General features: G+C 68.0%; 10 protein-coding genes and 2 pseudogenes. 4 read left to right on the top strand and 8 right to left on the bottom strand.

What is annotated here, in order from left to right; all coding sequences use genetic code 11:
• Positions 1-82 precede the first annotated feature (82 nt).
• A complete protein-coding gene (locus AC067Z_RS28745; RefSeq protein ID WP_478792532.1) occupies positions 83-580 on the top strand; it encodes a hypothetical protein in 498 nt (165 codons plus the stop codon).
• Between the two features lie 252 nt (positions 581-832).
• Here AC067Z_RS28745 and AC067Z_RS28740 read toward each other — a convergent pair whose 3' ends face one another.
• Positions 833-1,240, bottom strand: a complete 408-nt coding sequence (locus tag AC067Z_RS28740) for a hypothetical protein (RefSeq protein ID WP_478792531.1) — start codon at positions 1,238-1,240, stop codon at positions 833-835.
• A gap of 36 nt (positions 1,241-1,276) precedes the next feature.
• On the opposite strand from AC067Z_RS28740, the gene AC067Z_RS28735 reads away from it, so the two are divergent.
• Positions 1,277-2,233, top strand: coding sequence for a hypothetical protein (locus tag AC067Z_RS28735; RefSeq protein ID WP_478792530.1), 957 nt, complete (start codon positions 1,277-1,279; stop codon positions 2,231-2,233).
• A gap of 48 nt (positions 2,234-2,281) precedes the next feature.
• Here the strand turns inward: AC067Z_RS28735 and AC067Z_RS28730 are convergent, their stop codons facing one another.
• From AC067Z_RS28730 to AC067Z_RS28710, 5 genes and pseudogenes are all read right to left on the bottom strand, one after another.
• Positions 2,282-2,680, bottom strand: coding sequence for a hypothetical protein (locus AC067Z_RS28730; RefSeq protein ID WP_478792529.1), 399 nt, complete (start codon positions 2,678-2,680; stop codon positions 2,282-2,284).
• A gap of 223 nt (positions 2,681-2,903) precedes the next feature.
• Positions 2,904-3,182, bottom strand: a complete 279-nt coding sequence (locus tag AC067Z_RS28725; RefSeq protein WP_478792528.1) for a hypothetical protein — start codon at positions 3,180-3,182, stop codon at positions 2,904-2,906.
• A gap of 156 nt (positions 3,183-3,338) precedes the next feature.
• Positions 3,339-4,172 carry a cyclase family protein gene (locus AC067Z_RS28720; RefSeq protein WP_478792527.1) on the bottom strand — a complete coding sequence of 278 codons (834 nt, stop codon included), beginning with the start codon at positions 4,170-4,172 and terminating at the stop codon, positions 3,339-3,341.
• A gap of 394 nt (positions 4,173-4,566) precedes the next feature.
• Positions 4,567-5,748 (bottom strand): cytochrome P450 family protein, encoded by a 1,182-nt coding sequence (locus AC067Z_RS28715; protein WP_478792526.1) that lies wholly within the window; start codon positions 5,746-5,748, stop codon positions 4,567-4,569.
• A 117-nt stretch (positions 5,749-5,865) separates the two neighbouring features.
• Positions 5,866-6,668 (bottom strand): annotated as a pseudogene (locus AC067Z_RS28710) (methyltransferase domain-containing protein).
• 532 nt (positions 6,669-7,200) lie between these two features.
• Between AC067Z_RS28710 and AC067Z_RS28705 the strand changes: the two are divergent.
• Positions 7,201-7,836, top strand: coding sequence for a GNAT family N-acetyltransferase (locus tag AC067Z_RS28705; RefSeq protein ID WP_478792525.1), 636 nt, complete (start codon positions 7,201-7,203; stop codon positions 7,834-7,836).
• Between the two features lie 571 nt (positions 7,837-8,407).
• Here AC067Z_RS28705 and AC067Z_RS28700 read toward each other — a convergent pair.
• The gene (locus AC067Z_RS28700; protein ID WP_478792556.1) at positions 8,408-9,682 is read right to left on the bottom strand and encodes a phosphatase PAP2 family protein; all 1,275 of its coding nucleotides are present in this window, start codon (positions 9,680-9,682) and stop codon (positions 8,408-8,410) included.
• Positions 9,683-10,279: 597 nt separating this feature from the next.
• Here AC067Z_RS28700 and AC067Z_RS28695 point away from each other — a divergent pair.
• Positions 10,280-10,575: pseudogene (locus tag AC067Z_RS28695) on the top strand (GNAT family N-acetyltransferase); the annotation flags it as partial.
• 69 nt (positions 10,576-10,644) lie between these two features.
• Here the strand turns inward: AC067Z_RS28695 and AC067Z_RS28690 are convergent.
• A complete protein-coding gene (locus tag AC067Z_RS28690) occupies positions 10,645-11,958 on the bottom strand; it encodes an IS4 family transposase (protein WP_478792524.1) in 1,314 nt (437 codons plus the stop codon).
• Positions 11,959-12,156 lie beyond the last annotated feature (198 nt).

The raw sequence follows: 12,156 nt of genomic DNA, 5'->3' as shown, positions 1-12,156 counted from the left end.
GGGGCGGCTTCGCCCTTCACCGCACGCTGTCCTCCCGGTCCGTGAAAGGATCTTCTCCCACGACGGACAGGGACCGACCGCAATGACCACGGAAGAAGCCCTTCAGCTGCTGCGGCGACTCGGCCGAGAGCGCGCATTCGGTCGGCACGTCGGATCGGACCGTCTCATCCAGGCAGGACTGGAGGCGCTCCTCGCCGGAGTCGAAAGCCCGTCGATTCCGCGCCTGGCCGGCCTCGGGCGACGTGAAGAGCCCGAAGCCGCGGAGCTGTTCGACGCGGCGCTGGAGGAACTGGGGCTGTTCTTCCGGCCTCCGACGGACCCCGTCGAGGCGAAGTGGGCCATGGCCTACTGGATCGCTGAACAAATCTCGGACGGCTCACTCGACGCGGCTACGGGCTCCTGGCTCATCTGGGCCGAAGCCGCCGATGCCCTGGGGAACCCCGAGGAACTGCAACCCCTCGTGCAGTGCGCCATGATGATCAACAGCTGGGATGCAGACTGGGACGTCTCGATCGAGGTGCTCAAGGCAGACGCCATCCAGACAGCTCAGGACCTGCTGAGGAACCGACGGACGGACTGACGATTCGTCCCGCGCCACACCGGGGGCGAGGCCGTCACGTTCTCATCGCGCCGGTGAGGCGGTAGGTATGTGTTCAGGGCGTGGTCGTCGGTCACGAGATGAGGTTGGCCTTCACAGTTCTAGGGCCTTCACCTGCTGGGATGGCGATTGACGACCGGTCTGCCCACGGTCATAGTGTCCCCGGCCGAGGAAGATCGGCCTGATCAGGGGTGGGGACACATGCACGGCAGCACGGAGACCGAATCGCCGCGTTCACGCGTGCGCGAACTGGTGAGAGCGGGACACTTCGCGCAGGCGCGGCGGGTGGCGCGCAACGATCTCGACGGACCGGCGGTATAGGCGGACTCCGAACTGCATGTCCTGCTTGGCCGGGCGCATGCGGCCGAGGACGACGACGACCACGACGACGCTGCGGAACGCGTCTACCGCAAGGGCCTTGACGCGTTCCCCGACGATCTCGATCTTCTGGCGGCGTACGCGGAGCTGTGTGTGAGGAGCGATCCGAACGAGCGGCCCGTCCGTGTCAGGCGGGGACGTGAACTCCTCGAGCGGCTTCGAGACATCGCGCCCGACGCGCCGCAGACCCGGCGTGTCCTCCAGACGGCCGGGGGCGGCGAGAGAGCGTCGCGGGGACCGTCCCCGGCGCGGACACAGCGTCACGACGCGAAGGCCGCACTCGCAGCCTGTCCGGTGCAGGTGGCCCGTGACAAGGCCGTTGCCCACGCAGACGCCGAGCCGCACGTGGAGCGGGTGCTGGTGCTCGCCGAGACGCTCACGGCCCTGGACCACCCGGGCCGTTCGGCGCTGCGGGTGCTGCTGCTCAGGCCGGCGGCGAGCGACCTGGTCGCAGCCGTGGCAGCAGGCGCACTGCTCCTCGCGATGCCGGCGTGGGACCTGGCGCCGTGGTGGGGCTTCGCGGCCCTGCTGTGCGGTGCGCCGAAGCTGCAGCTCTCGCGGGTACTGCGCGCGGCGCGGCGCCGGGCCGCGGCACGCTGGCTGCCACCGCTCGGTGCGTCAGCTGGTGATGCTGCGGTTCAACTGCCGCCTGTTCCGGCCAGATCCGTGCGGGACCGGGCGATCGGCATCGCCGCCGTTTCCGTGGTGCTCGGCGCGGCCGCTGTATCAGCGGTCTGGTCGTACGACCGCTCCCTGGAGTACCCGCGCTATGAGGTGGCGGCTCCGGAACGCTTCGGCGATCTGGACCTGCTGACCGACACCGCGGTGAGCAGAGTCGTCGAGGGATTGATGGACGAGAACCCCTTTCCCGACGCGGCGCAGAGCTTCCACTTCGTGTATGGCACCGAGGAACGCCCGCTGGGAGCCGTTGTCGTGGGCGGGGTGGGCGATTTTCACGATGTGTCGTACGACGTCGTACGGCAGTTCCGCGCGGGCTTCGAAGCGGGCAGCAGCGGGACCGTTGAAGCAGTGTGGCGGCCCGACCCCGGACGCTACGGCGGAGCCACGGAGTGCATGTGGCTGGACCAGGACGTCGAAAGCGCACGTGCCGCGTGCACCTGGGCCGACAAGGGCAGCATCGGGCTGGTCCTCTCCCGAGGTGACGGTATCCGTCAGAGCGACGCGCAGGTCGCGGAGACCGCCCGTGACCTGCGCGAGGCGATCCTGCACCGGGACGCCGAACGGACCAGCGGATAGACGGACACGCACAGGAATTGGATCGTGGGAGCCCGTGGCGCTGGAGCGTCAGGACTCTCCGGCCCAGTTTTCGGGGAACAGCGGCGTCGGTATCACCAACGCGAACACGACCTGGGCCGTGACCTGGTACTGCATGGGTTCCGCGTGGCTGCCGAACGCGAGTGGCCATGGGCAGGCGGCCAGCGGCGGGATGAGGAAGACGCGGAACTGATGTCTGTCCATCCGGTCGTGCACCGACACTGCGAAAACGGCGATGAGCAGGGTGGGTATCCCTATGAGGAGGGGCAGCCCGCTGAAGCCGAGTGCCATGTTCTCCATGAAGGCGTCACTGGTCGAGGCAATGGCCACCCATGCCGCGGTGTGAAGCATCAACCAGGTCAGTGCGCACCTGCCCATGCGCATCAGTACGCGTCGCATCCCGGGAGCCGTCCCCTGTGCCTGTCGCATCAGCATCTCCTTCGGGCCCCAGGCGTTTGTGCGACTGCGACTGCGACTGCGACTGTGGTCCGCCGCCCCGCTAGATTATTTGAACGTGTTCAACCTAGACGGTGGGCGGCTTCCTGCGCCATCTCTGTCCCAGCCACCTCGAGCATGCTCAGCGCTGAGCGGTTGGCCATTGGGTGATCTTTGGCAACGAGGGCCGAGGTGGGCGTCACACTGCTGGTGGTGATCAGTGGCGTACGCCCAGGTATGCATCGTGCTCGGCGTAGTGGATGACTGCCTGGCACTTCTCCTCGGCGCTTGGCTGGGCGCCGTCCCGCCAGGATGACCACACTTCGAGGACGTCCTGGGCCAGTTCGACCTCGAGCAGGTAGGCAAGGCCCTGCACCGGCGCGTCGAGTGACCCGACGGCGGCGTCCGAGGTGGCCGTCCAGGGCTGCGCCGCGTGGATGATCCCTTCGGCCGGCTGATCGTCAAGGAACTGCAGAAGGTCCAGGAGAGTAGGCATACGAGAGCGAAAGGTAATGCAAGGGGCCGGTTGTGATGTGCCTGCCGGCCTGGATGGTCGCCGGCTCCGCCCGAGCTGTCTGCTTGTCTGCCCGCACCGATGCCCAACTCGGCCTGCTGAGGACCTGCTGTGACGGGATCGAGTCGGCAGTCCGGTTCAGAACAGGCAGAGCGGGTTGACGGGAGACCCTGTACCACCGGGCAGTGGCAAGGGGGCGACGACAAGAAGGAACTCCCACGTGCGCAGTTCGCGACACATTCGGGAAAGACCCTCCACGAGCGGCCAGTCGAGAAGTGTCAGGCCCATCGCGGTCAGTCCGATCTGGTGCAGGGGGAGTGGGACGCGGGGATGAGGCGACGGGAGTGCTTCGATGCAGTCGCCGGCGTAGAGAGCGGCCTCACGGTGATGCAGCCATTCAACGCACTCCACAGCCAGACCAGCTCGGTCGGCCAGTTGCTGGGGCCCGTCAACGGCTTCACGGGCTTCCAGGCCCACCCGGACCAGGACTGCGTCCCCGCTCTCGACCCTGACTTCCTGTAGTGCCTCCGCCGCCTCCAGGTCGGCCGCCGTCACGACGTCAGATGAAGCGAGCCATTCCACTCCGCGCGCACGTGCGACGTCCAGCAGAATCCCTCGAGTGAAGATCCCTCCGCGTTGGGCGTGGACCGAGCCGAACACCAGGCCGTGTGGTGTGAGGATTTCCTCGATATCGCGGCCGTTGTAGCACGTTCCTTCCCAGTGGACATGCGCGACAGCATCGATATGGGTGCCAAGCCCGTGCACGTTCAGTCCCACGTAATCCAGCGCCGCGGTCTCCGGCCTGTGCGGGTCGCGGGTCACCAAGTGCAGCACCGGCTGAGGATTGGTGGGCCCCTGCCTCGTCGACAGATCCCGGGCAAGAGACACCGATCTCCCGGTCCGCACCAAAGCAGCAGCCCGGCGCCGTTTCTCCTCCGTGATGAAGTTCAGCGTCCCCAGCTCGTCGTCCACACCCCACCGCCCCCGGTTCGAGCATCGCTCGAAAAGCGCGGTGACCTCATCACCCTCCACCTGCACCGTCCTCTGCCGAGTGCTTCGCCTGCCCGAGTAACTGCACCGCAACCATCGCGGGCCCTCACCTTGGTGCCTCTCGAGTCCGCCCACATACTGGCCTGCGATCTCACGCAACAGGCGATGCCACTCCGGCCAGGACGCGCATGGCTGTTGTGCCACCAGCGTCGAAGAACGGCCCCTCACCTGGAGAGGTCTTGCTGTGACGTTCCGGATCGAGCCGGGCGTGTGCCGATCACCGGGTACTGGGAGATCGTCGACCCCTACAGGGCCCCTGCAACGGCAGTTGTCGACAGCCGCCTCGAGCACGCACAGCTTCGCGCGCGCCGTGGGCTCAGTAGCGAACGGGCAGGGTGAGCAACCCCCGGGCACGCATCGAAGGTCGCCACCGCAGTTCGCCGTACGGGACGTCGAGCTCCAGCCGCGGAAACCGTTCCAGAAGCGCGGCCAGCGCGATCTCGGTTTCCATCCTGGCAAGCGGTGCGCCCAGGCAGTAATGGATGCCATGGCCGAGGGCGAGGTGACCAGTGGCGTCGCGGCCGATGTCGAGGCGGTCGGGTTCGGTGAAGCGGTGCGGGTCGCGGTGGGCGGCAGCGAGCGAGAGCAGGACAGTCTCGCCCGCCGGGATCACGACGCCGCCGATGGTGATGTCCTCGACGGGGAAGCGGCGGATGGCCAGCGGAACGGGGCCGTCGTAGCGGGCCAACTCCTCTACGGCACCGGCCAGTCGGTCGGGGTTGGCGCGCAGCGCGGCGAGCTGGTCGGGGTTGTTGAGCAAGGCGAGGGTCGCGTTGCCTATGAGGTGGACGGTGTTCTCGTATCCGGCGAACAGGACGAGGAAGGCCAGGGACATCAACTCGTCTTCGCTCAGCCGGTCTTCCTCGTCGCGTACCGCGATCAGGCCGGAGAGCAGGTCATCGGCCGGCTCCGCACGCTTGCGGGCGATGAGCCCAGTGAAGAACGCCAGCATGCTGCCGACGGCTTCCTTCGCCCGGGACGGCTGCGCCGGGTTCGGGGCGACCAGGGCGTCGGTCCAGGCCCGGAAGTCGCGTCGGTCTTCCGCTGCCACGCCGAGCAGGTCGCAGATCACAGTGATCGGCAGCGGTGCGGCGTACGCGGCGATCAGGTCGGCGCTGTCCTGCTGGGCGATGGCGTCCAACAAGCGGTCGGCTGTCTTCCGGACAGGCTCGCGCAGTTGAGCGATGCGGCGCGGGGTGAACGCCTGGGAGACCAGCCGCCGGATACGGGTGTGGTCCGGCGGGTCCATGTTGAGCAGATTCGCGTCCAGCGCCGGCGGCAGTGCCATCCCTCGGTAGCCTCCGGGTGCCGCGTTGCGCTTGTCCAGGGAGAGCCGGGGATCTGCGAGTGCCTGGCGTACGTCGTCATAGCGGGTGACCAGCCAGGCCGGCAGCCCGTCGGTCCCGGTGAAGGGGTGGACGGGCCCGGCCTCGCGGAGGCGCGCGTAAAAGGCGTAGGGGTCGGCCATCATGTCGCTGGTCTGATCATGTAATGCCATGGGCACACCCTAGACAGCCGTCGCCTCGGCCTCTCAAGTACCCAGCTCCTGCTCGGCCTGCTGGTGGCGACGGATCTTCGTGAGGGCGAACAGCGGGGGAGGGTGATCGAGGGAGCGTTACGGGCGGCGTCCCCATGCGGAGATCATCGGGGCGGTGGCCAGGTCCAGGCGTCCGGTGGCGACGTTCGCCAGGTGGCGTCGATCTCCTCGTCTGTGGCGAGCCCTTCCGCCACCAGGCGGCGGCGGATCTGCCGCACAGTGGCAGCCTCGAGGACGGCACATGCCGGCGAGGTGATCGGGAAGTACGCGTCGGCCTGAACATCGTCCAGACCGGCCTGCCGCAGCAGCCTGGGCAGGGTTCGCCCGTAGGCGAGGTCCGCGCCGTGTGCTGCCATCAACGTGCGAAAGCCGGATCGCAGCCGGTTGGCGAGCTGCTGTTCGGGACCCGACTCGTCCGGACACAACAGCGGCTGCAACCCCGGGTCGGCGTCCTCCAGGAGCAGCCAGCCGCCGGGCCGCAGCGCCTGGACCATCTGGCGCAGCGCCTCGGAGCGGTCGGTGACGTGTACCAGGACCAGTCGGGCGTGGACGAGGTCGAAGCCCCCGGGCGGCGGCGGTTCGGCTGCCACGTCGTGGCGAAGCACCTCGATCACGCCACCAGCGAGGTCCCGGGTCCAGGACAGGTCGATGTCGGTGGCGATCACGGTTCCCTCGGGGCCGACTCGCTCGGCCAGCGCGAGGGGTACGGACGGACCGCCGGCACCGACCTCCCAGCACCGCATGCCGGCAGCGATCCCGAGCTGGTCGATGTGCCGGAACGTCACCGGATCGAACAATTTGCTGAGGGCGTCGAATCGGATCCCTGCTTCGGATTGCCGGTTGTCCAGCAGGTAGCCGTGATCTGTGTCGTGCTCGGCCATGTGGCGATTCTGGCAGAGGGCAGTCGGGCCCCGGTTGCGGGTTTCTGGGCCCGCGGTCTCCTGGACAACCTCTGGAGACCACCACCCCGGCCCGTGCCGGATCGGCCCGCCAATCGAAACGCTCGGCCCTGGCAACTCGGACGCCAACCCGCCAACCAGAACGCTCAGCGCAGGTCCACTGAGGCAGCGCGCCGGCCTCGGTCACATCGAGGCTGGGCAGCTCATCCCGGCGTTCGCCGTCCTCTGCACGGTCGACGGCGCGCTCTTCATGAGCCTCTTGCGGCGAGCGACCTTCCTTCAGCGCCGCGGTAGACAGGGGTGCTACCAGGGTCGGGTCAGCGTTGCCCCCACTCCCGTTCCCCTGAGAAGAACCGAACCGATCACCGTTCTCCCAGGTCAGCCGGCCCACTGCGACAAAGCCGGGTTCTCTGCACCGAATTGGATGTTGTTACGCCGCACGCCGACGTAATATGCGCTGATAGCTTTTAGCTATTACCTGTTGCTGCTGTGGCTGATGATGCGGGAGGGCTTGATGGTTGCGGACGTAGTCAGGACCTGGGCGGCGGGCTGGGCTGTATCACGACGGACGCCGCCGCCTGTCGAGAAGCCCTGGGGGTTCTACATCGCGGTGGCCGACAATCCCGCCGAGGTGGGACGCCACGTCCTGCCCGAGGCCGACGAGGCGCTGATCCGCAGCGCCGCTGCCTCGGTGACCGTGCCGCGGACCTGGATGAAGATGCCCGCAGAGCCGCAGGAGATCGAGCCCTGGCTGCTCCCGGGCTGGGTGGCGGCCTACGAAGAGACCGGACATCTGATGGCAACCGACCTCACGGCCACGAACCCGGTCGCGCCCGAGGGGTACACCGTGGCCGTGGAGACGGTCGGAGCCGTCGTCTGCGTGCGGGTGCTGGACGCAGCGGGCGAGCAGGCGGCCAAAGGCCAGATGGCGGTGCTCGGGGAGGCTGCTGTCGTGGACCGGGTGCTGACCGAGGACGCCCATCGGCGGCGCGGATTGGGGCGGTTCGTGATGCGCACGCTCGCCGACCACGCCCTGGACGCGGGCGCCGGCCTCGGCGTCCTCGGCGCGACTGATGCCGGGCGGGCGCTGTACGAGACGCTGGGCTGGAAGAAGCACGCCACCCTGGCCGAATGCATCTACCGGCCCTGACGCCCGAAGCATCAGCCGCACGAGGAATGCCACAGAGATGCCCTGCTCCGGAAATTCCCTTCAGAGGTTCCGCACCCCAGTACGCGCCCCCACCGGGTGCGGCCCTGTTGACCTCGGGGGCGTTACTTGGCCGAAGCGGATCGGCAGGTTCGGGCCCAGCGGCGCCGCGCGGTGAGGTCGGCCATACCCCTTCGGCCTCCAGCAACAGTTGGGAAGTGGTTGAGCGACGCGTTCGGGCCGGCGAGGACTCGGCGCGAGGGGCGAGGGGCGAGGGGCGAGGGCACGGCCACGATCTCGTGCAGGCCGAGATTCACGCACAGGTCGTAGGCGGGCGCCCGACAATCGCCGGCTGCACGTAGAGGGTTCCGGCCGCGCTTCCGTGATGGCTACGCCACGGGACGATCCTCGTGGTCCTGGTATCCGCCCTGCCGCCTGAGCGGCGCGGGGCTCTGTCGGGGAGGGGGACTCGGAGTCGGCGGCAGGCGGAGCCTTCACGGAAGCGCGGTCAGAACCAACCGCACTGCCGGCCCCGCCTGGGGGGCGTTCAGCCCACGCCCCGCTGCAGCATGACTCAAACCAGTTCGGGCTGCGATTCGGGCTGCGGTTCGCGTCGCGGTTCCGGCAGATGCGCCGACGCGGCCTTCCGTTCCCACAGCTTGGTGGTCCGTATGAAGCCGTAGACCACTGAGGTCGTCCCCAGAATGAGCAGCGGCCCGAACACCCACGGATATGCGGCCATCTCCATCGACAGATAGCGATACGACGCCAGGAACGCAGCGAACACTGCGGCGCCGTAGACGACCAGCAGGATTCCCGGCCGGTCCCAGCCGCGGTCGAGCGAGCGCAGCGCCGTGTCGATCGTGAGCGTGAACACCACACCGGCGACGATGTCCGCGCCGTAGTGGTAACCGAAGCCCAGCGTTGCGCCGAGCGTGGCGATAAGCCAGAACGTGCCTGCGACTCGCAGAGCCCGTGGGCCCTTGCGGGAATGAATGAAGATCGCGGTGGCCCACGCTGTATGCAGGCTGGGCATGCAGTTGCGCGGGGTGATCCCGTCGAAGGGCATCGGGTGCGGGGTGGTGACCTGCGGCAGCGTGTCCGGCCACAGGTTGGCCGCCGCCCAGTGCCCGCCGTCGGCGCCGTAGGCGAAGACCGGTCCGACCACCGGGAAGATCATGTAGAAGGCCGGCCCGAGCAGACCGATGACCAGGAACGTGCGCACCAGGTGATGGCCGGGGAAGCGGCGCTCGACCGCCACGTTGCGCAGCTGGTACAGCGCGACGACGACCGCGGCCACCGCGAGCTGCACATAGACCCAGTCGAGAACGCGGAAGCCGACCGGGCCGGTTGCCTCGACGATCCGGCCCACCAGCCACGACGGGCTGCCCAACGCACGATCGGCGGCTGCCATGTACTGGTCGAGCACCATCGGACGGGACTTCGACGTGATCAGCAGCCAGGTGTCGCCGGTCTTGCGGCCGGCCACCAGCAGCAGGCCCAGTCCAACGCCTTTCAGCAGCAGGACACGTTCCCGGCCGGTGCGGCGCGTGACAGCAATGACGGCATGGGCCAGGACCACCCACAACGCGCCGTTGCCGGCCATCATCGGGGCGCCGATCGACCACCGCACGAGCCAGAAGACGACGTCGATGCCGATCGCGGCGCCGACCGCGACGAACCGCTGCCGCCAGGTGAGCACCACCATCATCAACGCCATACCGGCGTACAGCAGCGGCCCTGACTTGGGAGCGAGTATCACCTCTCGCACCTGGTTGGTCATCGGCCCCGGCACGCCGTACCGACGCGCGGCGATCTCCAGTGCGATGAGGAATCCGAGACCCACCACACTCGCCGCGACCCACAGCAGGACGCGTGGTTGACGCCATGCAGCCAAGCGCAGGCTGCCGTCCCCTCGCGAAAACCTTCGCGTTACCGTAGATATCAATTTTTCAACCGATTTGTGATATTTGAACGTGATCATTGAGAGAGCTCGAACATATTAGCGGAGCGGGTGGGTTTCGCCCATCGCCGGTACGTCATGAAGCGGCGATCGGCTTCCCATCGCCCGCCGCCACGGCGGGACATGAAACGCGGCGCGGCCCCGCGACTGGGGCGGCGCAGGCGGCTCGGTGGACGGGAGGGCGGGTGTCGGGTCGGGGCTTGACGGCGCCGGTGGCGATGCCGTGGGCAGCGCGAGCGACACCGGCAGCGGATTGCCGCCGACGAGAGTGCTCGGACTGGCCAACTGCGGGGTTCTGCCCGCGCTTCCGTGATGACCACACCACGGGACGATCCTCGTCCGGGCCCGGCAGCTGCCGCGCTACCGCCTGAGCAGGGCGGGGCTCTGTCGGGGAGGGGGACTCGGAGTCGGCGGCAGGCGGAGCCTTCACGGAAGCGCGGTCAGAACCAACCGCAGCGCTCAGCCGCAATGTCGTGACCGAGCATCGGCGCAGTGGCCGTCGCACCCGACATGCAAGGCCAGGGGCCGGCTCGGCTCGTCGTCACAGCGGCACTTGACCACGCGCGCACGATGGGTCCTCAGCACGCACTCCTGTTCTGCCGGCCTCCCCTCGTGCCGCTGTACCAGCGCCTCGGACGGCGTCCGCTCGACAAGGACGTACTCGTCGAACAACCCGAAACCCGCTTGGTGACCATGCCGCTGCGGACCATCGTGACGCCCCTGGCGACAGCGCGTACTGGCCTTCAGGGCCAGTGCGTCTGTTCTCCCTCCCGATGTGACGGACCCCTGCCGCAGCGGTGTCAGTTCTCGCTGGCATTTCGGCTCTGCGACGCAATGCCGTTGCTTGACTACTGAACTATCGCGGGCTGCAAGGTAATGACCTTGGCTGTGACCCGTCGTGTCGGGCGCCGGTCCCGGGTATTGATCCGGTAGGAGAGCTTCGAGGAGTACTTCGAGTCCGGACGCTTCAGGTGCCGGTCCGCCTCACGCAGGCGCCTGGCGCCGTTGTCAAGTTTCCGACACACCTTCGCCGCCAGCGCAACCAGGAACTCTTTGATCTTCGTGGGCGTGTCCGTGCACTGGCGGACCACACTGCGCCGTGCGTGCTTGAGGACCTTGACGAAGGAGATCCGGTCCGGATCGATTCCGTTGTCGTCGGCCAGAGCGGTGATGACCTGGGTGAGGCAGTGGTGTACGACCAGATGTGCCCAGACTTCCTGACGCACCAGATCCGGGTCGCCCGAGCGCAGGACCTCCGCCGGCCCGCGCTGGAAGGTCTTGATCTGCCGGAACGCCGACTCCGCCTCCCATCTCGCGTGGTAGAGCCCTGCCAACTCCGCCGCCGGACAAGCGTCCGGGTCCACCAGGTCGGTCAACAGCCTGACCACCTCGCCGCCGTCCACGCGGTACTCGATTACCCGGACCAGCACCCCACCGGGGTGCGCGCCTTTCTGCCCGGCCAGGTTCATCCTCGCCAGGTAGGTGCCGTCGGGCAGGTGCTCGACCGGACGCGCCGCGACACTTGAACGCGCCCGGATCAGCAGATGGGCCCCGGCCCCGGTGTATGTCTTCCACAGCGCCACCCCGGGAAAGCCCCGGTCCATGATGACCAGCATCCCGGCGGCCGAGTCGGCCATTTTGATCGCCAGCTCCGGCTCGCCACCGCTGAATCCGCCCACCGCCGCGTCGATCTGCGCGTGCGTGCCGCACTCGGTCAGCGTCACCACCCGCGCCTGTGGGAACCCCGCGGGCTGTCCGTTCTTGACCGGCCCGCCGAACGCGGCCCGGTTGACCGTTGTGTCCGGCGCATCCAGCACGAACCCGTCCACCGCGGCCAGGCGCATCCCACGGTAGAAGGCGCTCTTCAAACCGACGGGAGCCAGCGGGCCGGCCAGCTCGCGGAACAACGTCTCCAAGACCCGCGGACCCAGACGCCTGCGCGCCCGCGTGAACGAAGATTTGTTGGGAATGTTCTCGCTCAACTCAGGTACAGCACCGACCAGTTGCTCGGCCACGTCGTCGTAGGAGTCCTGCTGGAACAGAGTCAGGGCGAGCGTGAAGTAGACCATGAACCCGGCTGGCAGGGCGCCGGACTTCTTGTCGCGAACCCCGCATCTCTCCAGCACGTCACCGACGAGCTCCGGCGTCACCCAGCGGGTCACCAACCCCAGTCGCACATGATCGGATATTCCCACCCAAGGATGCATGCCGGGTCCAACGACCCCATGCCCCCAACGTCACCGCGAACTGCTTGCCCTACTCAAACAACGGCATTGCTCTGCGACGAGCAAGTGCTGCCCGAACGTGGCGACAAACGGAGGCAGCTCCCAGTGGCGAAGCCACGGCCGTCAGGCCGGAAT

The organism is Streptomyces sp. NPDC043812 (genome assembly GCF_056436245.1).
The sequence above is the reverse complement of the archived record's forward strand: the minus strand, read 5'-3'. Positions and strand labels throughout refer to the sequence as shown.